General features: G+C 36.8%; 27 protein-coding genes and 1 pseudogene. 17 read left to right on the top strand and 11 right to left on the bottom strand.

Translation table 11 applies throughout. The annotated features are described in order from the left end of the window. Window positions 1-196: 196 nt before the first annotated feature. Complete coding sequence (locus B5D82_RS04515; protein WP_081149568.1) at window positions 197-1,249, top strand: hypothetical protein; 1,053 nt, start codon at window positions 197-199, stop codon at window positions 1,247-1,249. Between the two features lie 111 nt (window positions 1,250-1,360). Then, window positions 1,361-2,416, top strand: a complete 1,056-nt coding sequence (locus B5D82_RS04510; RefSeq protein ID WP_081149567.1) for a hypothetical protein — start codon at window positions 1,361-1,363, stop codon at window positions 2,414-2,416. 188 nt (window positions 2,417-2,604) lie between these two features. Here B5D82_RS04510 and B5D82_RS04505 read toward each other — a convergent pair whose 3' ends face one another. Further along, the gene (locus B5D82_RS04505) at window positions 2,605-3,084 is read right to left on the bottom strand and encodes an acyl-CoA thioesterase (protein ID WP_081149565.1); all 480 of its coding nucleotides are present in this window, start codon (window positions 3,082-3,084) and stop codon (window positions 2,605-2,607) included. 206 nt (window positions 3,085-3,290) lie between these two features. Further along, window positions 3,291-4,358 carry a porin gene (locus B5D82_RS04500; protein ID WP_081149564.1) on the bottom strand — a complete coding sequence of 356 codons (1,068 nt, stop codon included), beginning with the start codon at window positions 4,356-4,358 and terminating at the stop codon, window positions 3,291-3,293. A gap of 599 nt (window positions 4,359-4,957) precedes the next feature. Here B5D82_RS04500 and B5D82_RS04495 point away from each other — a divergent pair. Continuing rightward, window positions 4,958-5,683 (top strand): sulfite exporter TauE/SafE family protein, encoded by a 726-nt coding sequence (locus B5D82_RS04495; RefSeq protein ID WP_094122849.1) that lies wholly within the window; start codon window positions 4,958-4,960, stop codon window positions 5,681-5,683. A 162-nt stretch (window positions 5,684-5,845) separates the two neighbouring features. Here the strand turns inward: B5D82_RS04495 and B5D82_RS04490 are convergent, their stop codons facing one another. Both B5D82_RS04490 and B5D82_RS04485 read right to left on the bottom strand, forming a co-directional pair. Next, complete coding sequence (locus tag B5D82_RS04490; protein WP_081149560.1) at window positions 5,846-7,315, bottom strand: MFS transporter; 1,470 nt, start codon at window positions 7,313-7,315, stop codon at window positions 5,846-5,848. A 126-nt stretch (window positions 7,316-7,441) separates the two neighbouring features. Then, complete coding sequence (locus B5D82_RS04485) at window positions 7,442-7,816, bottom strand: RidA family protein (protein ID WP_081149559.1); 375 nt, start codon at window positions 7,814-7,816, stop codon at window positions 7,442-7,444. Window positions 7,817-8,104: 288 nt separating this feature from the next. Between B5D82_RS04485 and B5D82_RS04480 the strand changes: the two genes are divergently transcribed. The 8 genes from B5D82_RS04480 to B5D82_RS04450 all read left to right on the top strand — a co-directional run bounded on the left by B5D82_RS04480 (window position 8,105) and on the right by B5D82_RS04450 (window position 13,092). Next, window positions 8,105-8,737, top strand: a complete 633-nt coding sequence (locus B5D82_RS04480) for a LysR substrate-binding domain-containing protein (RefSeq protein WP_245807556.1) — start codon at window positions 8,105-8,107, stop codon at window positions 8,735-8,737. Window positions 8,738-9,183: 446 nt separating this feature from the next. Continuing rightward, window positions 9,184-9,879: a CPBP family intramembrane glutamic endopeptidase gene (locus B5D82_RS04475; protein WP_081149556.1), complete on the top strand. Its 696-nt coding sequence runs from the start codon at window positions 9,184-9,186 to the stop codon at window positions 9,877-9,879. 357 nt (window positions 9,880-10,236) lie between these two features. Further along, complete coding sequence (locus B5D82_RS04470) at window positions 10,237-10,476, top strand: hypothetical protein (RefSeq protein ID WP_081149554.1); 240 nt, start codon at window positions 10,237-10,239, stop codon at window positions 10,474-10,476. A 130-nt stretch (window positions 10,477-10,606) separates the two neighbouring features. Next, the gene (locus B5D82_RS04465; protein WP_081149553.1) at window positions 10,607-11,149 is read left to right on the top strand and encodes a DUF4287 domain-containing protein; all 543 of its coding nucleotides are present in this window, start codon (window positions 10,607-10,609) and stop codon (window positions 11,147-11,149) included. 153 nt (window positions 11,150-11,302) lie between these two features. After that, on the top strand, window positions 11,303-11,467 hold the full coding sequence (locus B5D82_RS19985; RefSeq protein ID WP_172820620.1) for a hypothetical protein: 165 nt from the start codon (window positions 11,303-11,305) through the stop codon (window positions 11,465-11,467). Window positions 11,468-11,630: 163 nt separating this feature from the next. After that, window positions 11,631-11,975, top strand: a complete 345-nt coding sequence (locus B5D82_RS04460; RefSeq protein WP_157673837.1) for a DUF3024 domain-containing protein — start codon at window positions 11,631-11,633, stop codon at window positions 11,973-11,975. Window positions 11,976-12,221: 246 nt separating this feature from the next. Further along, entirely contained in the window at window positions 12,222-12,413 is a 192-nt protein-coding gene (locus tag B5D82_RS04455; RefSeq protein ID WP_081149549.1) for a DUF3185 family protein, read from the top strand. 130 nt (window positions 12,414-12,543) lie between these two features. After that, the gene (locus tag B5D82_RS04450) at window positions 12,544-13,092 is read left to right on the top strand and encodes a DinB family protein (protein ID WP_172820619.1); all 549 of its coding nucleotides are present in this window, start codon (window positions 12,544-12,546) and stop codon (window positions 13,090-13,092) included. 128 nt (window positions 13,093-13,220) lie between these two features. Here the strand turns inward: B5D82_RS04450 and B5D82_RS04445 are convergent, their stop codons facing one another. After that, window positions 13,221-13,403, bottom strand: coding sequence for a hypothetical protein (locus B5D82_RS04445; RefSeq protein WP_081149548.1), 183 nt, complete (start codon window positions 13,401-13,403; stop codon window positions 13,221-13,223). A gap of 112 nt (window positions 13,404-13,515) precedes the next feature. On the opposite strand from B5D82_RS04445, the gene B5D82_RS04440 reads away from it, so the two are divergent. Then, on the top strand, window positions 13,516-13,815 hold the full coding sequence (locus tag B5D82_RS04440) for a molybdopterin dinucleotide binding domain-containing protein (protein WP_342743801.1): 300 nt from the start codon (window positions 13,516-13,518) through the stop codon (window positions 13,813-13,815). A 91-nt stretch (window positions 13,816-13,906) separates the two neighbouring features. Here B5D82_RS04440 and B5D82_RS04435 read toward each other — a convergent pair whose 3' ends face one another. Next, on the bottom strand, window positions 13,907-14,734 hold the full coding sequence (locus B5D82_RS04435) for an SDR family oxidoreductase (RefSeq protein ID WP_081149546.1): 828 nt from the start codon (window positions 14,732-14,734) through the stop codon (window positions 13,907-13,909). 306 nt (window positions 14,735-15,040) lie between these two features. Between B5D82_RS04435 and xylB the strand changes: the two genes are divergently transcribed. Then, window positions 15,041-16,498, top strand: a complete 1,458-nt coding sequence (xylB, locus tag B5D82_RS04430; protein ID WP_081149545.1) for a xylulokinase — start codon at window positions 15,041-15,043, stop codon at window positions 16,496-16,498. Window positions 16,499-16,605: 107 nt separating this feature from the next. On the opposite strand, the gene B5D82_RS04425 is transcribed toward xylB, so the two are convergent. Both B5D82_RS04425 and B5D82_RS04420 read right to left on the bottom strand, forming a co-directional pair. Then, window positions 16,606-17,064 carry an RDD family protein gene (locus B5D82_RS04425; RefSeq protein WP_081149543.1) on the bottom strand — a complete coding sequence of 153 codons (459 nt, stop codon included), beginning with the start codon at window positions 17,062-17,064 and terminating at the stop codon, window positions 16,606-16,608. Between the two features lie 147 nt (window positions 17,065-17,211). Beyond that, the gene (locus tag B5D82_RS04420; RefSeq protein WP_081149542.1) at window positions 17,212-18,039 is read right to left on the bottom strand and encodes a DUF2059 domain-containing protein; all 828 of its coding nucleotides are present in this window, start codon (window positions 18,037-18,039) and stop codon (window positions 17,212-17,214) included. Between the two features lie 312 nt (window positions 18,040-18,351). Between B5D82_RS04420 and B5D82_RS04415 the strand changes: the two genes are divergently transcribed. After that, window positions 18,352-18,969, top strand: a complete 618-nt coding sequence (locus B5D82_RS04415) for a peptidylprolyl isomerase (protein ID WP_172820618.1) — start codon at window positions 18,352-18,354, stop codon at window positions 18,967-18,969. 159 nt (window positions 18,970-19,128) lie between these two features. Here the strand turns inward: B5D82_RS04415 and B5D82_RS04410 are convergent, their stop codons facing one another. Together B5D82_RS04410 and B5D82_RS04405 are read right to left on the bottom strand one after the other, a co-directional pair. Continuing rightward, entirely contained in the window at window positions 19,129-19,389 is a 261-nt protein-coding gene (locus B5D82_RS04410; protein ID WP_081149540.1) for a DUF2999 family protein, read from the bottom strand. 152 nt (window positions 19,390-19,541) lie between these two features. Beyond that, the gene (locus B5D82_RS04405; RefSeq protein WP_081149539.1) at window positions 19,542-20,741 is read right to left on the bottom strand and encodes a DEAD/DEAH box helicase; all 1,200 of its coding nucleotides are present in this window, start codon (window positions 20,739-20,741) and stop codon (window positions 19,542-19,544) included. 243 nt (window positions 20,742-20,984) lie between these two features. On the opposite strand from B5D82_RS04405, the gene B5D82_RS04400 reads away from it, so the two are divergent. From B5D82_RS04400 to B5D82_RS04390, 3 genes and pseudogenes are all read left to right on the top strand, one after another. Next, window positions 20,985-21,317, top strand: coding sequence for a GIY-YIG nuclease family protein (locus tag B5D82_RS04400; protein ID WP_081149537.1), 333 nt, complete (start codon window positions 20,985-20,987; stop codon window positions 21,315-21,317). Window positions 21,318-21,543: 226 nt separating this feature from the next. Next, window positions 21,544-21,840, top strand: a complete 297-nt coding sequence (locus B5D82_RS04395) for an MATE family efflux transporter (RefSeq protein WP_081149536.1) — start codon at window positions 21,544-21,546, stop codon at window positions 21,838-21,840. Then, window positions 21,800-22,149, top strand: a pseudogene (locus tag B5D82_RS04390) (catalase-peroxidase); the annotation flags it as partial. The gene B5D82_RS04395 and the pseudogene B5D82_RS04390, both read left to right, overlap by 41 nt. 81 nt (window positions 22,150-22,230) lie before the next feature. Here B5D82_RS04390 and B5D82_RS04385 read toward each other — a convergent pair. Next, the gene (locus B5D82_RS04385; protein ID WP_081149534.1) at window positions 22,231-23,052 is read right to left on the bottom strand and encodes a M90 family metallopeptidase; all 822 of its coding nucleotides are present in this window, start codon (window positions 23,050-23,052) and stop codon (window positions 22,231-22,233) included. Window positions 23,053-23,680 lie beyond the last annotated feature (628 nt).

The raw sequence follows: 23,680 nt of genomic DNA, 5'->3' as shown, positions 1-23,680 counted from the left end.
AAGCAGTAATTTTAGAAATTTTTGAAAAAAATAAACCAACTTAACTAAAATGTAGAAAATAAATAATTCCTGAGGGGTGGATTATAAATAAACACTACTCTATTATCAGTTCAACTGGTCGAACGTCCGATCAGTGAATTATAAATAATAAAAAATATGACGTAATAAAAATAACGATAAAAATTTGGGGAAATATATGAATATAATCAAACGTGTAACTGCAATTGCAGCACTCGGTTTAACACTATGTTCGACTGCGGCATACAGCAAAGAACACAAAATAGTACTTATTCACGGCTTTCAGCCGCAACAACTCATTGCTGACGGAGATGTTACTGCAAGTGGACAAGATTACTGGAAAGGATACTGGAACGACCTAAGTGACGCTCGAATTGACTGGCCTTCGTATGAGCGAATAGAAGGTAAAATAGCCACTGACTATGTCTGGCCAAAATTAAAAGCATTCTCTGAAAGTAACTTTTGCGATCCTGGCTGCATATTTGTCACCCACTCTACGGGAGACTTAGTCGCGCGATATATTATCGACAATCAAGAAACTTGGTTAGAAAACGCTGGCTTAGCACCACTTAATATCGTTGCAACATTTGACATTGCAGGTGCGGGCGGCGGCAGTGAACTTGCCGATTTAGCGGTAAGCGTTGCTCAGGGTACTGAAAGCTGGACCTTTATCATCGAAGCGGCTTTAGAAGCTTGGCTTGGTGGTGACTTAGGCGATGAAATGGGCGTACTTCATGACTTAAAAGTTAATAATGCAAGACAACTTGCGCCGTTGCCTGACGCTCGTATTCCACGTTTACGTTTCGTCGGCGATGCCACTGAATACTTAGGCGTTACTAGCCCATTTATTCAAGGTAATGATGACGGTGTTGTTGGTACTCATTCTTCATGTGGCGGTAATCGCCAAGCACGCTTTGGCAGTTGTAGTACGCAATTAGCGTTCAACGGTAAAATTTCATACCAAGGCAATGCTGTTTCAGGATTTATGCCGTATCACTATCCGATGCTCATGGGTGAAAAATATAGTCACGGTTCACTGCTTGAACCATGGCAAGCAGGTAAAGTAACAGCGGTTAGCAATCAAGAAAACACCTTGTCTGGTGAAAGTATTCATTTTAATACTTACACTAAAACTTCTGGCTGGTGGATTTGGAAAAGCAATTACCTATATGTAGAGAATTCGGCTTCTGACAGTATGTCAACGCTCATTTATGACGCTATTCCTAACTAAAAATGAAGTAAACAAAGGCTGTTTATCTTTCAATTTTCACCACGAAAGCTAAACAGCCCTGGCACTATCTGAGCATGAAAAATAAATAATTATAGGTAGAATAAATCCGTCATGAAAAACAAATCGGTTTTAAAGCACATAGCAATAATGAGCACTGCTGTTATCTCGGTTTGGCTTTTTTGGCCAACAGTGCCTCAGCAGTTAACTACTGTTACTCAATCGACGGTGAGTTCATCTAAAATAAAACCTACAGAATCAGCACCTATAACTATTGAAGATAATATAGAGAGTATTGCTGTACTAGAAAAAATAACCTCCAATGACTCAGCAACTTTAGTGGCAAAAGCCTATGCTGGAGAACTTAACTTTCCTCCTTACTCGCAACCTCTAACGAATAAAGATTTTGATCGATTGGCACCTAATCATTTTAATCCACAATCTATTCCAGTTGATGATCTTGGAACAACAATATCGGCGCAGTTATCAAAGTATCGTTATACCTACCCTGAAACGGTTTTTGCCACACTCTCAGGTGAAAACATTGATAATGCCGTACTGATACTCGTCGATATAACAACCGGTAAATCACTATTAAGGCGCGATTTTGATCAGGATAATAATAATAACTGGACTGCACAATTTGATGGCGAACGTAACTTGCCAACGCAGCTGCAAGCAACAGTAAAAGCACGCGTTAATGGTAAAGATATTAGCCTTGCTTTAGCACTTAAATATGTTGACTCAGTCGCCACACTTAACAGTTTCGATCCCGCATACAATCAAGACGCTGACATGGTGATAAAAGCTAACTTGACTACCAGAGAGCAAGGTCTTTATCGCATACGCGCTAACTTATTTGATGCTGACAACCAACCTATTGCCCATTTGGTGAGTAAAGAAAAACTCAATAAAGGCAGTGGTACTATAGAATTAAAAGCCCACCAAAGCGTATTACAAGGAAAACAAGCGCCGTTTTATTTATCTACGTTTTCAATCGAGTTAATGTCGCCAGCACCCGGTTCGCCAACAAAATATGGCGATAGCGCTATTAATCAATTTGAAATAAAAGACTTCGCCATATCTAGCTTAAGTGAAATGCCTTATCAACCATCCAAGCAGGAGCAACAACGATTACAGTTGTTACAGAATATGGCACAAGGTAGGTAAATAGAGTCTAAAATAGCAGGAAAGCAGACAGATATTGTAAAGCTATATTGCGAAGTCTAGTGCAAAGTTAAATGCAAAGTTATAAAAATTTTACGGCCGGTGAAATAGCTTCACTTTAATTATGATAGGTTTATGTGGTCAGTATTTTAAGCAGATACATTCAAATAAAAATCAACTTTATATACTTGTTAATCTTCGACAAATATTTGCATTTCTTCGCCAATTTTTTTCCGTATTTCCATTAATTTTATCGCTGTAGCATGCTGCGTTTTGTCTATCTCAGTTTCAGGTATCCATTGAGGTACGCGCTCAGGCTGACCGTTTTGATCTACGGCCACCATAATAACAATGCAATGTGTTGTTAAGCGTCTATTTAATGATTTAGGATCACAAGCATTCACTTCCAACGCAATATGCATTGAAGACTTTCCGGTATAAATAACTTTCGCTTCCACTTCCACCAAGCTGCCAACATGGATTGGGGCAACAAATCGAATACCACCGGCGTATGCAGTGACACAATAGCGACCACTCCATCCCGCAGAACAAGCATATGCGGCTAGATCAATCCATTTCATTACCGCACCACCATGGACTTTACCACCGAAGTTAACGTCTTGTGGTTCGGCTAAAAATCTCAGTGTGATATCTCTTTGAGCTTGGGACATTGTTTTCTCTGTTTAATATAAAATACATTTTAAAGTGGTCAGATAACAGCAGCTAAAGCCATCCTTGGCTAGAAGCAACTGAAATTATTACTAATAAACAATGCAATATCAGTAATTAGAATCAACACTAGGTGTTTTTTTTAGTAAAAATCATCTGAATATTGCTAATAACTATGCTGAGCAACTAATTATAGAAATGGAAACAATTAAAAATTAAGCTTGTAGCCAACCAGTATTTTATCACCGGCTTCAAATACGGCTTCTGCTTCATCACCCCAAGCGCTGTATTCAACATAAAAACTACCCAATTTATGATTATAAATGGCGTCTAATATCACTTGATTACTATCAACGGTCAGGCCACTTGCTGAATCCATAGAAACCCAAGCGTATTTAGCTTGAAACTGCATATCGCCCATTTTATAACCGCCGTATATCTCATAGACATTTTCATCAACAATTTCTCCATTTGGATTTAGGCCTTCATAAAAACGTAAATCGCTAGAGTCTTGATAATGGGCGGCAAGACTTAATTGACCATGGTTATAAGCAACCTGAAATGAGTCAACTTTATTTTCACCTTCAAAAGCGGTTAATTCGTAACGTGATGCCGACAAGGTAAAGTCATTTATCACATATTTAGCAGCAATATTATAACCAAGAATATTTTCATTCTCTGTGCCTGCTATATCGGCTTTAACATCACCATTATTTAACACCGCCATAATTGCCAGCTGAAATCCGTCCATATCTGGGGTGACATAAGTTACAGCACGGTCGGGACGTAAATATTCAACGTAATGACCATTACCTGCCGCATCTATGGCATATAATCCATAACGACTCGTGTGACATATAACGCCAGCAGATTCATTAGTACACCCCGCTGACTCATCTATATCTGAAAAAATATCAATCGCATTATCGGTAAAATTCCATTGTGGTGAATATTGTTTACCAATCAATATAGAGCCAAAGTTACCTTCTAAGCCAACATTAGCAAGACGAGCACGTTGGTCGTTACCCGCAAATGAACCATCATCTGTAAAAAGTCTAAACTCAAAATTATAAGTTGCTTTAACGCCATCTAGAATTTCAGCCGAGCCATAAGCACCCAAACGAGAATAGTTATCTTTGTATTCAATTTCGCTTTTATTGGTATCTTCTAATTGTACGCGAATACTGCCGTACCAATTAAATAAATTATTATCTGCTTGTGCCATAGTCGGTACGATCATGGTTGCCGCTAAGGCTAAACCTGTGCTCAGTTTCATTTCATTTTTCCCTTATTAAACTATTGAATTATAATTATTGTTTTCAGAACCTATGTTTAAAATGCTTACAGGGTTGGGACTGTATCGCTTAAAAAAACACATGCGTATATTCTGCAAAAATTATATTAAGGAGATGCAATTGAACATTGAAGTCAATTAACTTAATCAGTTAATAAGAGAATCTTATAAGCTTTTAAATCAGGCGAGCTAAAATAAAGTTAAGCTTTTGTTTAAAAAGAGATTAAAAATAAAAAAGAACATTTCAGCATCGGTATAAAATACTAAGATACCGGTAAAAAAGTCTACATTTTTACGATATTTTCATCATAAAAAAAGTGTTTCATAATTAACCAAAATTACTTATCAAATAATAACTTATTCTAATTAGACTTCACTTGAACAATCAGAAATAATGCATAATTTTAGAGCGAAAAATTGTGTATATTTTAGAAGGAAAAGTCCAGCAACAGTTAGCTGACTATTTACCCAAAACTTTACTCGATAAGTTACCGACACTTTTCCCGTGAAGCTATCTGACACTTTTTCCGACATTTTATCCTAAATATTTTCCGAAACATTATCTAAATATGACACTAGCTATGTATGATTCAGTATTTTTGATTACGGCTTTATTGGCTGTTACCGCAGGCGCAGCACTGCAAAGTATGGCTGGGTTTGGCTTAGCTGTGGTAGCCGCACCTATTTTGGTATTAATTAACCCGGCCCTTCTACCGGTGCCTATATTAGCAATGGGTTGTATATTGTCGCTTTTAAATTGTATACGTTATCGACAGCAGCTACATTTTAGTAATATACGCATAGCACTACTGGCTCGGATCCCCGGCTCAATTATTGGTGTGGTTTTGTTAACCTTGTTACCGACAGCATTTTTCGCGATAAGTTTTTCATTATTAATCATGTTGTCTGTGCTGTTAACTTATCAACATATTAATATTACTCACAGCCCTAGAAACTTAGCTTGGGCAGGATTTTTTTCAGGATTAATGGGAACCACGACTTCCGTAGGCGGTCCCCCTATTGCTTTAGCTTATCAAAATAGTGCCTTAGGTATCGCAAGAGCAGAGTTATCGCTTTATTTCTTAATAGGCACACTAATGTCCCTAGTTTTATTGTTTTTGTCGGGGAATACTAATTATTATCAACTACAGCTTACTTTACCGCTTGTACCAGCCGTATGCGTGGGCTTTGGCTTATCTTTATTGCTCGATAAATATTTTATTCAAGCCTATTTAAAACCAATAATTGCCTTATTGTCGATCAGTTCATGTTGCCTTATTCTGTTTAAAACTATCAGTACTTTATAACGATATTGTTAAGCTAAAAAACTGAATATGGATATAAACAGGCCTTTTTATTTGTATTACCGACGATAGCACTTTGCTACTTCAGTTTTAACCGTGTTGACGAGCTTAACTTACGAAGAAGTAGTGGATTCTGAATGTTCTATTTCACTAACAAAATATGGGTCAATCTATTTTTAATGCTGCTCTTAATTCTGTCGAATGCGCGGGTATAATCTTACTCATTGTTTGATATAGATCTAAAACATTTATATTCGCTAATGCGGCTAGCGCTTCTGCTACTTCTATTCCGCGCTGAGCATTCACTTTTGCAATTACAAGCGCCAACTCTACAGCAAGTTTTGGATCCGTAGTCGCTACCATTACCGTTGTTTCAACTTCTGAGCAAGGTTCATGTTGAGGTTCGTGATACTCGGTTCGAGGATCAAGCTCAACAGCGGAAGTAATAACCGAACCTTGCATGACAAAATTCTCTTGTTCTTCTATCGGTAAGGCCGCGCGCACTGTCATCCGAAAAACTACAAAGCAAGCTAATAATAATTGAACTAAACCAAGAAAATAAAATAATGCCGAACCACCAAATTTATCCATCACAAGCGACGCCGAATACGGCCCTAAAACACCACCTAAGGCAAACGCTAAAATCATAGATGACATGGCAGAAACAATTTCACTTTGCTTTAGCTTATCAAGCGCTTCAGTAATACTTAATGGATAAGTACAAGCGATGATGCCACAGGTGATACCGGTCGCTAAAAATACTGCCCATGTGATCCCCATAGGAGCTAATAATGTTACGGCGATGCCGGCACTCGCCGAGATTAATAACAGCACAAATAAAACCGTACGACGGTCAAACCTGTCTGATAAAAAACCAACAGGAAACTGTAAAACAAAAGCGCCGAAGATAGCAGCGCCCATATAAAGCGAAAGTTGAAAGCCAGTGATATCAAATTCCTTTGCAAATACCGGCAATAAGTTAAAAATAGCTGAATAAAGCATACCTGATATCAAGCAACTTACTACGCCAAGTGGCGACCGTTTATATAACAAGCGCAACGACATCGAACTAAATTCTTCAATTACTGGACCCGGATGGCTACTCATTACTACAGGAATAACCGCGATACACATTAAGATACCAGCAATGACAAAAAGCATATTATCTTGCGGGCTAGCAACGTTGATAAAAAATTGTCCACCAAAAAGACCTGCTAAAACAACGGCATTGTATATAGCTAATACTTGACCACGAGTTTCTTTACTTGAACTATCGCTTAACCAACTTTCCATCGCGGTAAACGCACAAGCGATACAAAAACCCATAACTATCCGCATTGCGCCCCAAAGCGCAGCATCTGAATAAAGGCTACACAGCAATATACTGACTGCGCCTAGGGATACACAGCCAGCGAACATACGAATATGGCCTGCTCTTTTGATCAAACTCGTGCTGTAAAGTGCCCCGATCAACAAACCGACATAATATAATGACAAAACAATACCGATGACTTCTGTGCTCAAGCCGTCTAAATTCATTCTTACCGGTAGTAAAACATTAATAAGACCAATACCTGACAATAAGATAAAACAACTTAAAAACAGAGAAAACAGAGATACAAACGTTTTATGCACAGAACTTTCCTTTTCATCATGATTGGTTATTTAAAGCAAAAAAAACTGGCAATATGCCAGTTTTTTAATTTTAGTGAAAGTTAAATCACTTATTAATTTGCGTTATAACAAAGCATAAAGATTTAATTACGGCACTGCAGCATAGGCTACAACTTCACAAAGCATTTCTTCACGCGCTAAACCGGCAACAATCATCGCTGCTCGATTTGGGTATGGCGCTTGAAAATATTCAGCATAAACTTTATTAAATACCGGCAATTGGTCTCTCGCAGTCACATAAATAAGGACTTGAGTCACATCATCCATAGTTAAATTTGCCGCTTCAATAGTGTGCTTAAAATTTTCCATCGTTTGACGCGCTTGTGCTTCTATACCACCTGCAACTACGTTACCCTCAACATCAATTGGAATTTGAGCCGTTGATAATGTGCCGTTAGCAATAATTGCCCACTCTAAAGGGGCTTTAGATGCAAAAAGTTCAGTTTTTACCGGTGTTTTCATTTTCTTTTTCTCTATTAAATTAAATTATAATTCGATGACACCATGCTAAAACAGGCAGTAACTTTGCGATGTAAAAGCAGTCAATGTCATCAAGTTTGAAAGATCAGTTATAAACCTTGCTCGTCAGCCATTTTTCTAGCGATTTGTGGCGCATTCCACAATGACGGCAATAAAACGAATGACACCGGTACGGCGTTAACCACACTGACGCCGTTTGGCCGTTATTTTTTACCAAAGGCGAAAGAGTTAATTGCCCACCACGACAATATTGCTCAAGACATGGCCTTAATGAGCGAGCATAAAACCGGGCATTTAAGGCTAGCATCCGTCCCTTCAATTGCCTGTCATATGTTACCCGAACTGCTATCTGAGTTTGTTGCTGACTCACCAGATTTACATATAAGTTTTTTCGATGACAGTTCAGAAGCTGTGTTACGTAAAGTTGAAAAACGGCAAGTAGATATTGGCATAGCTAGCTTGCCTAATGAGCATGAACATTCTGGCATTGATTTCACCCCCATTTGGCAAGATCAAATAGGCTTAGTTTGCCCAGTAAATCATCCTCTGGCAGAAGCCGAAGAAATACATTGGAAAGAACTACGAAAACATCGGTTAATTAGAAATGGTACATCACGATTACTAGAAGGCACAGAAGCCGAACCGTTACTCAAAGATTCACAGTTTCTTATTTCTAACATGTTGTCATTAATCGCGATGCTAGAAGTGGGTTTAGGTGTGACTACACTGCCTTGGTTTGCCTTTCCTAAAGAAAGTAAAAAATTACGATTTATTCCGCTAACTACGCCAAAAATCATTAGAAAAATCGGCATTGTGCAGCTAAGTAACAAAACATTATCACCGGCAGCAGCGGCATTACTAGCATTTATATTAAAGAAATCCGCGATAGAAGAAAACGACTAAATAGCGCGATTATTGCCATCAACTATTAACTAAAATGCTGTCGTCGGTTGAGTGCAGAACAGCTATATTCAATGCAATATAGCTAAGACACGCTATTGAGATAATTGTTAACTGTGTTTTAGATTTTTTATTGCCTCTTGTGTTTAATTATCAGCAAAACTATCGCATATTTTTGACGACTTATTGGCTCGACTTAACGATTAAACGAAGGTGTTTTTTTATACTTATCATAATGAATAGTGACTTATTTTTGAATGAGTTACCATCAATGACTTGAAAGTATACTTGCACGCTCAGAGCGCTTGATGCCTTTATCTAACTTAAGGTTTTTAGAGTTTTTTTCAACTGTCCTGCCCCACAAAGCATAAGCCAATGAAAAGTATGTTATGTTTTATCATGCTAGCAGCCCGTCGGGAGTCTTTGTGTCTAGCTGTTAAGGGGGGGCAATGCACTATTTAGAAATAATTCTCATAGGAATAATATTATTTTATCCTATCGTTGATTTACTCATCGAAAAATATAAATTACAGAGTAAAAATAAAATAGTCGAATATTTAAAAATTTCATTTTTTATCTGGATTCCTACTTTGTTATTGATAGATCTCTTTTCTAAGGGTGAACTTTCAGTAGTCGACTTTGGCCTTGTAATTGAGCATAACTGGAAAAATATTTTATTTTTTTCCTTACTTTGTATAGGAATTATTTATTTACTGATTTTAATCAGAACAATTATATCAAGTGAGGAATTAAGAGCGGAAATAACGAGTAAGTTCGAATCATATAAAGATATTCTGCCGGTAACTAAAAATGAAATGCTTATATTTACATTGGTACTTTCTGTCTCAGCAGGAATATGTGAAGAGCTACTATTTCGAGCATATCTCTTTACTCTCATAGATAGTCACATTGGTGTAATTGCAGCGGTATTGTTGAGTAGTGCTCTTTTTGGCCTTTGGCATATATATTTAGGATGGCAGGAAGTCATTAGAACTAGTGCTATGGGCGCCGTATTTTGTGGTGTTTTCATTTTTACAGGTAATATTATTATCCCGATACTGCTACATATTTTTGTTGATATTTACAGTGGCCTTATGTGCTATTTTGCAATGCGTAAATCATCATATAGCCTTAAAGTAAGCTAATCTGGTAGCAGAAGGCATCTAACCTTTAGTCTCAATCTAACCTGCATGCGGCTCCGCACAGGGCGTTTCATTTGGAGTTCCTAAAGGTAAATTCACTCTATTATTCATCATATTGAAAAGTTAAGGAATAGCCTACGTTAGGACTTAAAACCCTAACATCACATCACATAACAAGAAAGCTTTAGCTCAAGTTTCACCATTATCGAACACTTAACAATGTAATAATTTAAATGTCTAAAACGTAAACGTTTTAATTGTTAAAAGAAAACAATCCAGTTAGAGTATTTTGATTAAAAATAATATAAAAACGAGCCATTCTACAAGAGCGATAACTTTCTATTATAAATAGAAATAGTGATGTCTGAATCGAATATTAAGGAAAACCGTTCTAGTTTTGCTGCTTATATCTCAGCTATATTTGCTAGTGTATTTACTGGAACCATTATGGATAACTTTGCAATAAACGATAGTTTTGTTATTGGCTCATTTGATATTGCCCCTATACTAATACGCATTATCATTATTTTTATATTGTTTTACCCATTTAACAGTTTTTTTAGATGGCTGTATTCAGCCTCTTCAATAAGTAAAACATAAATACTTTCGCAGGGTCAGTAAGCTTGGCAGCTATATCTAATTTTAATTTTCTTCATCAGCCCTGCCTCTACAAATATAGAAGAATCAGTAATACTATAGACTCATTATGTTCGAATCAAAGGTGAACGATATGGATAAAGCACTTCAATCAATGATTAATAATATGCCTGAAAAAACAGGAAAGAAGCTAGATGAGTGGATTCAAATATTGCATGATAAAAGCTTCGAAAAACATTCAATAGCGGTAAAGTATTTAAAAGATGAGCACGGGGTAACACATGGGTTTGCAAATACCATAGTCACTTTATCAAGAGAGAATAATGTAACTTCGGATGATTTGGTTTTAACTCAATATATTGGAAAAGCATCACTTAAACCAATTTATGAATTACTCATTTCTACAGTCACAAGTTTTGGCAATGATGTTGTAATAACGCCCAAAAAAGGAAGTGTCAGTTTAATTAGAAAAAAACAATTTGCTCTAATAAAACCTGCAACTAAAACAAGGATAGATTTAGGTTTAAAATTAAAAGATGTAGAAGTACAAGGCCGCCTAGAAAACTCAGGACCATTTGGAACTATGTGCACCCACAGAATACAACTACAGAATATTTCAGATGTTGATGCCGAAACGATTAAATGGCTAACATTGGCGTATGAAAAATCGGTATAGTCAAAAATAAGGATAAAGTACATTTGGCTCTATATTCACTTTCTGCTCATATTCTAGCCAACTACATTTATCACCGCTACTTTATGAGGTATTTTACACAAACGCGTTATTCTAAAGTATCGTTCGACGTACATTGAAATATAGGGACATAAAATGGGTATTTTCGACAATATATTACTGGCATTAGGGCTACTTCCTGCGAAGGGTTTAGTTGTATCAATGCGACAATCTAAAACCTTAACCATCATGGTAATCGTTGCCATTATTTTCATTGCTTTGTTTACATTATTTTTATTCAAAATGGCAGCCGCTCAATAGTTAAATTCTTTATACACCCAGTCGAGATAAACACGTGTGTTGCTGTATTTCACTGTATAAGATACATCCCTATTAATAATATATTTACACCACTTATTTTTATGGCGATAATTTAAATTTAACGAAAGTTTTTCGTCTCATGACGAACTTCGAGGGTTTTGTTGTGACAATCAGTGAATTTGAATTATTTAAGGTAGCCAAATTAGCAAAAAACTTCTGTGCTAATAAAAATAAAAACATTCCTCGTGAACTACTATTTATTGATTATAAAATGGAGCAGCAAAATTTATTTTTGCTTGAGGTTCGCCCTTTGTGGGATAACCCTACTAAAAAAACAGAAACCGTAATTGCCAAGTTCACGTATGTTAAAAAAGATAAAGTTTGGAAGTTATATTGGCTACGCCAAAATATGAAATGGCAACAATATCTGCCAGGCGGAATTAATCAACATTTAGAGCCCTTGTTGAATATAGTTAATGAAGACCTACAAGGATGCTTTTGGGGATAAATTACACTTTATCACTTTCCCTTAGAACAATAGGTTAACTAAGGGGCCTTTATGTTTAGTGGTTTTTCGACTGTATGGAAAAACTTTATGAATTTTAAATTGCAAATATATAAAAATAGATATTAATTATCCTAAGTAAATCGTAACGTAAGGGTAATATAAACTGAATACTCGCGGGTATTTGTTTAAGTATTATACCAATTTGATCCATTCAACAATAATCTTTAAAAATAATTGGAGTTAAAAATGAATAATAAAATTATCGGTATCGTCCTTATTATTGTCGGTGTCGCTTTAACGTTATGGGGATATAATATTTATGACTCAGCGAGCTCGCAAGTTACTCGTGCCGTAAATGGTGATACACCAATTGAAGCTTGGGTTGGCATGGTTGGTGGTGTTATATCTGTTTTAGTTGGCATTAGAAAATTAAAATAAAATAACTTTAAAATCAACTTATGCTGATATTATCATCTGTAGGCCAATCAAGCGGAAAACGTCTCGTTTTTCGCTTTTATTTAGCCGGACTACAAGTCTAAATAATACGACTATCGCTAAGGAGTAAAAATTGAGTTTGGTAAAAAACTTCAGGATGATGGCGTTATATAATAAACGGATTAACGATCAATTGATGACTAACTGCCTAGCGTTATCAAACGAGCTGCTTGAAAAAGAAACACATTCTTTTTTTCCAAATATTATGAGCTATTGGAACCATATTCTGTTTGGTGATTTAATTTTACTACGACGATTAGCGTTAAACCATATAGCAGGGCTAACACCTCAAACATTATCAGCATTGCCAACCCCTAAGTCTCCACAAGATATTTATTGCCGTAAATTATCAGACTTTGCGCATTTAAGATCACAGGTTGACGAGCTTATCATACAATATTGTACAAATTTGACTGATGAGAATTGTGAACAATTTATTAGCTATACAACAACAGAAGGTGAATCTATAACTAAGGTTATAGCTGATTTAACACAACACATATTTAATCACCAAGCACACCATCGTGGCCAATTGACCTGTGTGTTAAGCCAATTTGGTGTCAATTACGGCTGTATGGATTTGCCGATTATTGTTTCAGAAGGCAGTCGTGCTAACGCGTAAGTAGCCGGCCTAATTATTTTAAAGTCATCATAAACTAACTTTATTAGCGATACGATTTACTTTCTACATCAGAATATTAACCTTGTAATCAAACCTTGTAAGTATATTCATCCACTATAACGTGGCCGCTAATTATACCCTCTTACATAGCTTGACGTGGCCACATCGCCATTGATTTCTTCTTGTAATTTACGCTCTGGCTTTATTTGCTCTTTAAGGTTAACACTCGTATTTTTAGTCGTTTTCATATTGGCTAATGGTGTATTTTCAGTTACATACTGACTCTGTTTATGGCTAGTTAACGCATTCATATTGACCTCTCAATTAATGTTTATTAAATGTTGATATACACTGACTTATAACCTCATGATAGTAAATTACACTGAAAAGCCATAATGAATAACTTCTATCTTTTGATAAGAAATAATTATCTATGAAAGCTACCGCGGTATATATGGCGAACGTCGTGTAGTATTTGTGAACCCTGATGATATGGCGAAACAGCAATTAAACAATGGTGACAAAGTTAAAATCACCACCGTATCAAACGATAATATAGTGCGTTCGATCACCGATTTTAAAGTGGTTGAATATACTATTCCTGCTGGCTGTGTAGCGGCGTATTATCCAGAAACTAATCCGCTTGTACCGTTAGAGAGTACCGCTGATGATTGCGGTACTCCGACTTATAAATCAATCGCGGTTTCTATTGAAAAAATATAGCACGGCAACCATGCAGTACCCGTGCTATTAGTTTTATAAATATATTAGCTAGGCGATGTTGAGTTAAATCGTCTAGCATATTAACCCAGCTTTAACCTTTAGCAAGTAACTGATCTAACCAACGCGCGGGTAACAACCGCTTCAAAAAAGCAAATAGTTTGGTTGGCAACGTTACACGGTAACGTATTTTAGGTCGTTTACTTTCTAGCGCGTTAATTAAAGCTTTTGTGACATCAAGTGGCTCTAATGAGAAAGGTGCATTTGACTTTGCACTGGCTAAGCGTTCAATTTGCTGCTGATATTGCTCCTTGTGTGCACTGTTATCGATATCAATATTCTCCCGGAGTGCCACTAAACCATTCGCGCGAAATTGTGTATTAATAGGACCTGGCTCTATCAGCACAACATCTATATTAGCTGTTTTTAACTCCAAACGTAGGGTATCAGTTAGTCCTTCTATCGCATACTTTGAAGCATTATAAGCCCCTCGGTAAGCCATAGACACAAAGCCCAATACCGAACTACATTGAATAATACGACCATGGCCTTGTCGCCTCATCACCGGAATTATTTGCTTAGTGAGTTCGTGCCAGCCAAATACATTACTTTCAAATTGTGCTTTTAGCGCATCAGTGGGTAAATCTTCTAATGCTCCCGGTTGCCCATAAGCACCATTATTAAAGAGAAAATCTAAACCTCCACCGGTTTCTTCCAACACTTGCACAACAGCTTGAGTAATACTTTCAGGTTTAGTGAGGTCTAACTGATACGCGGTTAAACCTTTAGCTCGTAGGTCGGCAACATCTTGTGTACTTCGCGCTGTTGCAAACACCTGGTAACCTCGCGCAGCAAGTGTTAATGCAGCATGTAAGCCTATACCGCTCGAACAGCCAGTAATTAAAATGGATTGTGTTGACATAAAATAGCTTAATAAAAGAAGTACCTATAAGCAGCTTACTCGAATACGTTAGCCATGAAAACGAATAAAACACATGTCCAAGTTTAGTGACACTATTCCAGTTTTTATTGATCCTATTTCCCACAAATTATAAGCCGAAAAAAAATAGTTTATAATGATAAGCTAACTATAAAGCCTGAGTAGATATAGAAAAAGGCTACTCCTGACGAGAACGTAAAAATTAAATACAGTAATTTACTTAGTTACCATCAAACTCAATGCTAATATTAGCGCCAACAGCTCAGTGAGTGCTTTAGGTGAAAAAATATGTACTTAGGAATTGATTTAGGCACGTCTGGTGTAAAGGTCATTATTTTAGATTGCCATGATACTTTACTAGCTCAAGCGAGTTGTAGCTTAGCGGTGTCTCGCCCTCATCCAGTATGGGCTGAACAAGATCCACAAGATTGGTGGCAAGCAACATGTGAAGCCGTTCAACAAATCAAACTAGAGCATCCTGCGTTATTAGCCTCAGTTAAAGCTGTTGGTTTATCAGGACAGATGCACGGTGCAACTTTACTAGATGCCGATAATAAAGTGATCAGGCCTGCGATCTTATGGAACGATGGTCGAAGTGAAGAGCAATGTAAAGCCCTTGAAGCAGCAGAGCCTAACAGCCGTAAAATTACCGGTAATATAGCGATGCCAGGCTTTACAGCCCCGAAGCTTTTGTGGATTAAGGAAAACGAACCTGAAAACTTCTCTAAAATTGCAAAAGTGTTATTACCCAAAGACTATGTACGCTTTTTAATGACTGGCGACTTCGCATCAGACATGTCTGATAGCTCTGGCACCTTATGGCTAGACGTTGCTAATCGTTGTTGGTCAACTCCCATGTTAGCGGCAACCTATTTAACACCAGAGCATATGCCGGTGCTTTATGAAGGAACAGAGGTCACTGGTAACCTTTCACTTAGTGTCGCCAATGCTTGGGGAATGGATGAAGTTCCTGTTGTTGCTGGTGCGGGTGACAATGCTGCAGGAGCAGCAGGCATTGGTGTTATAAAGCCGAACCAAGCTTTTCTATCGCTTGGTACTTCGGGGGTCTACTTTGTAGCAAATGATCACTACCAGTCCAATCCTGACAGTGCAGTTCATACTTTTTGTCATTGCATAGAAAATACCTGGCATCAAATGTCGGTGGTATTAAGCGCCGCTAGTTGCCTAGCTTGGGTCACTCGCTTAACTGGTTTTGAAAATGAACTAGCGTTATTAAATGAGATTGAGCAATGCGACTTTACTCAACCCTGTAGTGTGCTTTTCTTACCCTACTTATCTGGTGAACGTACACCACATAACAATCCTGCGGCAAAAGGCCTATTTTTCGGCTTAGATCACAACACAAATGCAGCCACGCTTGGTCGCGCTGTTTTAGAAGGTGTCGCTTTTGCTTTTGCAGATGGACAGCAAGCACTTTTGAATTCTGGTAGCTTAATCGACGAAGTATCCGTGATAGGCGGCGGTTCAAAAAGCCCATTATGGGGCAAAATTTTAGCCAGTGTACTTAACAGACCTTTGATCTACAGAGAAGGGGGTGAAGTCGGTCCTGCTTTTGGTGCCGCCCGGTTAGCACGAATAGGTGTTGAAAAATTATCAGCTTCCAGTGTTTGTAATAGCAGCAAGGTCAAATTGATCATCGACCCCGATAAAGTCATGCAAAAATATTACCGAGTGCAACACAAAAAATACCAAGACATTTATCAAAGCGTTAAAGAACACTTTTAATAAGCCTAAACATAATTTATGAGCAACACTAAGTTGATTAAATAAAAATCAATAAATGTATACAAATAATCCGATGCATATTTTTTTACGCCTGCCTTGCATATTAATCATCTTGATTTATTGTCAACAATAACCACAGTGCTGGCCATTTTGTCATGCCAGCCCTGTTTTTTTTCATCCCATGCAATCCAGAAAAACCCTAAACCTAGGGCAAGTATAGAAACATAATAACCAAGGTATCTGATTATAAATTGCTGAGTACTTGGTTTATTGCCTGTGTTTTCATCGACAATTTTTGCTGAAACTGCCATTTTACCTGGTGTTGCTGACTTATAAACCCAGAATAAAATAACAGCTACAACAGGCAGTAAGTAACTAACGATGAAATCAGTCCAACCTTGAGACGAAACATCGGAATCAAAATATTGAGCACCATAAATGAAATATAAAATAGGATATGTCAGTAGTATTATAATAATTGAGTCAATAACACTTGCACCGAGCCTAGACCAAAAACCCACATATTGAACAGATTGGCCATTAATTGTCATTTTACTATCTGTCATTTACCTTCCTATTTTGCTTGTTGCTCAATGGCTGATAAAGTTCGTAACATTTAGCCAGAATGTCATGACTTAGTTTGCTAGAGAGAAGGCATCAATATCGAGCTAAGCTCTTCATTTATACCTTCAAGCGTCATGTTATGAACAAGTCTATTCTTCAATAAACTCTGTGGCAATATTTTCAAAGGCTGTGGTAGACCAATAGTTTAGTGCTTGACCAATACCATCATACATTACCGTTAATTCTTTTTTACCTAAGGGTTGTTGGTAAAAATTCGTGTACTGTTCAATTTCTTGCTCAGTTAATTGGTCGTAAATAAAATATGAAACCATGATCATTTGTTGCTCTAAAGCCGGTCTCATCATAAGTTCCATTTGTGACATTTGCGTTTGAATTTGTGCTTCATCAACACCTTGACCTGGGTTTGCTACCATTAAGCCTTCAATAGTACCTTTTGCTACTGCCATGACAATTTTTAACGAATGCTCCACCAAATTGGTTACTTCAACAAAGTTTCTAATCACCTTTACGCGTGTTGCAGTCGGTGGCGTAGTTTGAAGGGTTGCCATATAACTCATAAAGTCTTGATTGAAACTTGGTGCAGAGGCTTTTAATTCAGCCGCTTTTATTCTCCGCGCTAAGTCGCTGTTTAACCAAGTCAGTAACTTTTGCATTTCATTTGCAGAAAAATTATCTTTTACATGCTCAGAAACAACGAGTTTTACATCCTCAAATTGCCAAGCATTTAATAACAATTCCATCACCTTTTGAGATTGTGCAGGGTCTTTAGCTGTCATCTGCATTTGCTGATTCATCGCACTCATTTGCGCTGGAATACCATTAAGCGCAGAATCAATACCAGAAAGTGTCATATATTGCGTTACATCAGCATCACTAATCGTTTTAGCTGCGCTCAGTTGGCTAAATGTTGTGAACAGTAAAAATATAACAGTATAAAGTGAATTTAATTTTTTCATTTTCATTCCTTGAATTATATAAATAGATTTCATTAACAGGTTGCTTTTACCACATTAAACCATAGCACAGAGTATTATTAATTCACTGAAATATTTTTTTTAGCTTGTGTCATTTATTAACGCAAATTACGTTCAAAATGAAACAAGCATAAATCATTGAAATTACTGTTGAACAACATCGAGGAATTAACTAACCTATCGGTTCAAGCTTCAAACTGCCCTGTCTAACGCCATGTCAGCTAATTAATATAAAGGAATGATAAACGCATGCTGAAAAGTCACCTTCCATCACTAAAGAAATACTTAATAACAATGTTATTAATAGTTTTAACGGGTTGTTTTAACTCTGATCCTGCCGTAGAAGCGGTAAATGCTTATGTTGAGAAGCAAAAAATAGATAAAACACAAAATGATTGGAAAACTAAACTAGAAAAGCCTGAAATAGTAACGTTCAATCCTGAAGCACAATATTTTTGGGACTTAGAAACTACAGAAGGAAAGTTAGTGGTTAAGTTACTCCCAGAAACCGCACCAATGCATGCAACAAGCACCCTTTATTTAACCAAACTTGGTTTTTATGACGACTTAATTTTTCATCGTGTTATCTATAAGTTTATGGCTCAAGGTGGCGATCCGTTAGGTAATGGTAGAGGTGACCCTGGTTATAAATATGCAGGCGAATTTGAAGGGGCATTAAGTCACGATAAGCCTGGATTATTAAGTATGGCAAATTCAGGACCAAATACTGACGGTAGTCAGTTTTTTCTTACCTTTGCTGCAACCCCTTGGTTAGATGGCAAGCATACTATTTTTGGTGAGGTTGTTGAGGGGTTAGACACCACATTGCCGGCAATTGAAAGTTTAGGCAGTCGCTCAGGGCGCACACAAAAAGAAGTAAAAATTATTAAAGCGACTATTCGCGTAGAATAACTTCGCTAAATTTATAAAGCATCTAATAGAGAATGTTTTTATAAATAACAGCAGGGTAAAATATCGCTTATCCTGCTGTTTATTATTTATACCAATTTGATTAATTAAGTGATCTACTTTTTCATGAGGGAAAATGGATAATTAATCAACTTGGTATTATTACGGATTTTCTTTATTTAAGCTTGCCTTAGCCGCTTCGACTTTCGAAAAGTCTAAACCTAACTCATTAACCGCTTCTTCAATTAAACCTGGGTTTGATATTAACAGCATCATCAATGCTTGTAATTTTTCTTGTGGAATACCCAACTGCTGTACTGTTGCCATAGCCATTATTGGGTTTTCTGTTAGCGCTTGAAATACCGCTTTAGTTTGCTCGTCACTCACGTTATGTTCTTTTAAAATTGCAATAATTGGGTTCATCAAATTTCCTATTCTCTTACGTGTTTATGATTCTTAATTCGTCGTTCTAGCAACTTAACTGCTAGCGTCGATTGCATTGTGGTTATTCTATCATTGCTGTATTTAATGTAAAAAGGTGATTTCTGCTTTTGAAATTAAGCAGCATATTTTATCTAAGTACGCTTGTTTTTAGGCACATAATTTAAAATGGACACGGGGACCACTTTTTTAACCGGAAACTCTTCAAACTCTCGGCGTTCAATAACATGCCCTAAGTTACTTTCAATCGCACAAAGGTTTCTAAAGTTGTCTTTAGCGACAAAAGATACCGCTTCACCATTTTTACCTGCACGACCCGTGCGACCGATACGGTGAGTATAGTCGTCTACTTTATCAGGTAAGTCATAATTGACCACGCGCGCCAGTTCGCCAATATCTATACCACGTGCAGCGATGGCCGTGGCAACTAGAAAGTCTATTTTACCGGCTTTAAAGTCATTCAAAATTTGTTCGCGAATTGCTTGCGTTCGGCCACTGTGAATAGATTCAGCTTTAATGCCACGTTTTTCTAGTTGACTAACAAGCTTTGCCGCACCATGTTTTGTTTCAATAAAAATAAGGGCTTGCTGCCATTGTTGTTCTTTAATCAAGTAACTCAATAAGGCTGATTTGTTGCCTTTATCTACTGTAACTAACCATTGTGATATTTTCGGTTTTGAATCACTATTTTTAGCGATAGAAATTTCCGTGGCATGATGCAGTGTTCTTTTAGCTAATGCCCTGACATCATCAGAAATAGTGGCCGAGAATAATAAATTTTGACGTTGTTCTGGCAAGCGCTCAATAATTTTATTAATGTCATCAATAAAGCCCATATCGAGCATTCTATCTGCTTCATCAAGTACAAAAGCTTCAAGTTGATCAAAATATACCGCCCGCTGGTGTGCCATATCGAGCAGTCGACCTGGGGTTGCTACCAAAATATCAATGCCCCAAATTAAGCGCTGCTTTTGCGGTTCTATTTCAGTGCCGCCATACATCGCCATAGAACTTATATTTAAATATTTACTATATTGAGCAATATTAGCTTCAACCTGAACCGCTAACTCGCGAGTTGGTGTTACGATTAATACTCGAATGCGTTTGCCACGTAAATTACGCTCAGTATCACTTTCTGCCGCGTGTAATTTCTCTAATAAGGGCAAGACAAAACTTGCGGTTTTTCCTGTGCCGGTTTGCGCTGCAGCAATTACATCTTTACCAGATAAAATAACCGGTATAGCACGTTTTTGTATATCAGTGGGTTGACGATAATCTAAATCAGCTATCGCATTTACTATCGGATTTGACAATCCAAGTTGGGAAAATGGCATTAAAAATCTCTTTAGGTTTATAGTTAGCATGAAGGCTAACAACAAGCCCGCTCAAAATTGGCGGCGATTATAACATTCACTTTCATTTAATGTAATTTTTTAAGTGTCAACGTCGAGTTAAAATTGCTGGTATAATTATTTATAAATTGCGTTATACCAAGTTGATTAATTAACGCTTGGTATTTAGTTTTTTAAAATTTATTGAAACCACTATATGGCTCATAACCTTAGGTTATTTATTTTATGGTAAATACTGCGCAACCAACCAGCATCGCTGATATTGCCTATGGCAATGTTTATGTGATGACACATTCATTTTTTAGCGATGTTATCAAAATAGGCTGCACGCCTAATGATCCCATTCAGCACGCAATGACCTTGTCCGCAAATACAATTGGCGACTATACCCTAGTATTTTCACTTCAATGTAAAAATCCTTGTAACGTTAAAAAACAAATTCGCCAATATTTACATGCTAAAGCATACGTTAACGAATTTTATCAAGTACCTGCAGAGGTAGCAGAGCGGCTTTTAAAACGTGAAGCATTAAGAATACCTATGCTTATCGATGTTTAATCTATCATCACCCTCAATATCTAGATCTGATGATTGAGTTCTAAATGAACTGTAATAAAATTTTCTTGGGCATTAATAATGCTCAAGAGTGCTCCTAGCTAATCAAGTAAAGTAATCTAGTGCTATAAGGCATAGAATCAGCCTTGTTAATGTTCATACTTTTACTTTTATTTTCAATTAAATAAATAACTTAACACAAAGTTTAATTCCAAAACACTTAATCACCATGGCAATGTCTATGATGATAGGAATGTTTGTGCAAACATTATACTTTCTTGTCGATTTATACTTTGTTGGTAAATTAGGTGCAACCGCATTGGCAGGTTTGAGCTTAGCTGACAATGCCATGTTTTTAATCTTTACTTTAAAACAAATGATCAATATTGGCATCGCTACACTTATCTCTCATGCTGTGGCCGCAAAAGATCAATACAATGCAAACAACATTTTCAATCAATCTCTGATGATCTCAAGTCCCGTTGGTATTGGTTGGCAGAATGCGTGCTTTGAACGCCAATTATGATGGTTCAACTTTAGGTGTACTGACTAAAACACCAGGGAAATTAACCAACGACTTTTTTATCAACTTACTCGATATGTCGACCACATGGCGCAAAGACAGTACTCAAGTTGGGGTATATCAAGGTTATGATCGCATGTCAGGTAAATTAAAGTGGCAAGCAACACCAGTAGATTTAATTTTTGGGTCAGCTCTGAATTACGCGCTATTGCCGAAGTTTATGCTTCTGATGATGCTAAGCATAAGTTCGTGACTGACTTTGTAAAAGCTTGGGTTAAGGTAATGCAGCTAGATCGCTTTGATCTGAAGTAACCTCAAGTTAAAGTAAATAGTCAGTTATATTAGCGAGTATTACGAAACAGTCATACTCGCTTTTTAGCTTTAATAAATGGCTTACCAGTAAATTGGATCAACATGATAGTACTGAGTTAGTTGCTGATAAAGCTTAGGATGTTGTTGACTAAATTGCCGAGACTGTTCAAAAAAAACTTCACTGGCTACCGCAAAAAATTCTGCAGGGTTAGTCGCTCCATAATAATCGAACAGCGAGGGTTCGCCGGTATTCGCTTGCTTTTGTAGTATTTCAAATTGCTTAGAAAAAATGTCAGACCAACACTGATAACTTTGCCCTGCTGATAATATTGGAGCTCCATTAGCTCGGCCATCTTCTTGGTCTAATTGGTGTGCAAATTCATGGATCACCACATTGCGCCCGTCATCAGGAATTTGTGCGCCTTCTATGGTGTCTTGCCACGATAAGACTATTTTTCCATAGTCCCAAGACTCTCCAGCTAATACTACTTTTTGAGTAAAATATACGCCGTCACCATTTCGTGTCTGCTGTTGTTTTACAAAAGCACTTGGATAAACCAATATCGTTCGTAGCTTCGGGTAATAATTAGTTTTTCGATTCAGTAAGAGCAAACAGGCTTGCGCCGCTATAGTGATTTTTATTTCGTCAGTGATCACTAAGCCATTACAACCAACAAATTCTTTTTCTGCCAAAAACACCTGAATGTGTTTTTTTAATTGCAGCTGTAAATCTGCTGGCATTTGTCTAAAATATGGCATTCTTTGCTGAATTATTTTTCGCCATTGTTTTTTGAAGGGCTTAGTTTTTATTAATCGACGTTTATATGCTAACCAATAAGGTTTTCCTGCCACATAAGCTATGAGTAATAAACCAATAAACACCGGTAATAAGTAAGACAACATAATCAATTATACTAATTAAACTTTATTATAAAGTGAGGACAAATTAGCCAAATATCAAATTATTTTCTTAATAATCATGTATAAAAAATCAAAACTCTACATAAAATAAAAAATTTGAAATAAATTTGAACTTATCCCGAAACAATAGCTCTTACTATAGAAGATACTTACTTCCCTGAGTGTTTTATGTTTTTATTGTGTTTTATGTTTTTATAATGCGTTTACTTTTTTAGGTAAACGCTTTTTTTTGTCTAAAATTTAGCAAAAGCTTATCGAGTACTCACGACGCAGCTAATTAATCGTTAAAATAAAAAAGTGTACGCTTAATGAGTAAAGTTGGTATTAGATAACCCATTTCATTGAGGAATATTTAACGCTACCCGTAAATAAAAGTAGCGTTGACCACCTTGAAATAAACCATCAAAAAATAGTTAAAATAAATAGCTAAAAAAACTTTAAATAAATTTGAACTTATCTCGAAACAATAGCTCTTACTATACAAGATACTTACTTCCCTGAGTGTTTTATGTTTTTATTGTGTTTTATGTTTTTATAATGCGTTTACTTTTTTAGGTAAACGCTTTTTTTTGTCTAAAATTCAACAAAAATTAACGGCGATATCTTCTGT

This window comes from Cognaticolwellia beringensis (assembly GCF_002076895.1).
GTDB classification, from domain to species: Bacteria; Pseudomonadota; Gammaproteobacteria; order Enterobacterales; family Alteromonadaceae; genus Cognaticolwellia; species Cognaticolwellia beringensis.
This window is presented reverse-complemented; position numbering and strand designations above follow the sequence as displayed.

Coding starts and splice junctions, on each gene's coding strand:
- B5D82_RS04395 (WP_081149536.1), top strand. CDS start 21,544: ATGGCAATGTCTATGATGATAGGAATGTTTGTGCAAACATTATACTTT.
- B5D82_RS04505 (WP_081149565.1), bottom strand. CDS start 3,084: ATGTCCCAAGCTCAAAGAGATATCACACTGAGATTTTTAGCCGAACCA.
- B5D82_RS04470 (WP_081149554.1), top strand. CDS start 10,237: ATGTCTGAATCGAATATTAAGGAAAACCGTTCTAGTTTTGCTGCTTAT.
- B5D82_RS04410 (WP_081149540.1), bottom strand. CDS start 19,389: ATGAACCCAATTATTGCAATTTTAAAAGAACATAACGTGAGTGACGAG.
- B5D82_RS04455 (WP_081149549.1), top strand. CDS start 12,222: ATGAATAATAAAATTATCGGTATCGTCCTTATTATTGTCGGTGTCGCT.
- B5D82_RS04425 (WP_081149543.1), bottom strand. CDS start 17,064: ATGACAGATAGTAAAATGACAATTAATGGCCAATCTGTTCAATATGTG.
- B5D82_RS04415 (WP_172820618.1), top strand. CDS start 18,352: ATGTTATTAATAGTTTTAACGGGTTGTTTTAACTCTGATCCTGCCGTA.
- B5D82_RS04480 (WP_245807556.1), top strand. CDS start 8,105: ATGAGCGAGCATAAAACCGGGCATTTAAGGCTAGCATCCGTCCCTTCA.
- B5D82_RS04510 (WP_081149567.1), top strand. CDS start 1,361: ATGAAAAACAAATCGGTTTTAAAGCACATAGCAATAATGAGCACTGCT.
- B5D82_RS04405 (WP_081149539.1), bottom strand. CDS start 20,741: ATGCCATTTTCCCAACTTGGATTGTCAAATCCGATAGTAAATGCGATA.
- B5D82_RS04445 (WP_081149548.1), bottom strand. CDS start 13,403: ATGAATGCGTTAACTAGCCATAAACAGAGTCAGTATGTAACTGAAAAT.
- B5D82_RS04420 (WP_081149542.1), bottom strand. CDS start 18,039: ATGAAAAAATTAAATTCACTTTATACTGTTATATTTTTACTGTTCACA.
- B5D82_RS04400 (WP_081149537.1), top strand. CDS start 20,985: ATGGTAAATACTGCGCAACCAACCAGCATCGCTGATATTGCCTATGGC.
- B5D82_RS04475 (WP_081149556.1), top strand. CDS start 9,184: ATGCACTATTTAGAAATAATTCTCATAGGAATAATATTATTTTATCCT.
- xylB (WP_081149545.1), top strand. CDS start 15,041: ATGTACTTAGGAATTGATTTAGGCACGTCTGGTGTAAAGGTCATTATT.
- B5D82_RS04485 (WP_081149559.1), bottom strand. CDS start 7,816: ATGAAAACACCGGTAAAAACTGAACTTTTTGCATCTAAAGCCCCTTTA.
- B5D82_RS19985 (WP_172820620.1), top strand. CDS start 11,303: ATGGGTATTTTCGACAATATATTACTGGCATTAGGGCTACTTCCTGCG.
- B5D82_RS04515 (WP_081149568.1), top strand. CDS start 197: ATGAATATAATCAAACGTGTAACTGCAATTGCAGCACTCGGTTTAACA.
- B5D82_RS04435 (WP_081149546.1), bottom strand. CDS start 14,734: ATGTCAACACAATCCATTTTAATTACTGGCTGTTCGAGCGGTATAGGC.
- B5D82_RS04465 (WP_081149553.1), top strand. CDS start 10,607: ATGGATAAAGCACTTCAATCAATGATTAATAATATGCCTGAAAAAACA.
- B5D82_RS04385 (WP_081149534.1), bottom strand. CDS start 23,052: ATGTTGTCTTACTTATTACCGGTGTTTATTGGTTTATTACTCATAGCT.
- B5D82_RS04495 (WP_094122849.1), top strand. CDS start 4,958: ATGTATGATTCAGTATTTTTGATTACGGCTTTATTGGCTGTTACCGCA.
- B5D82_RS04500 (WP_081149564.1), bottom strand. CDS start 4,358: ATGAAACTGAGCACAGGTTTAGCCTTAGCGGCAACCATGATCGTACCG.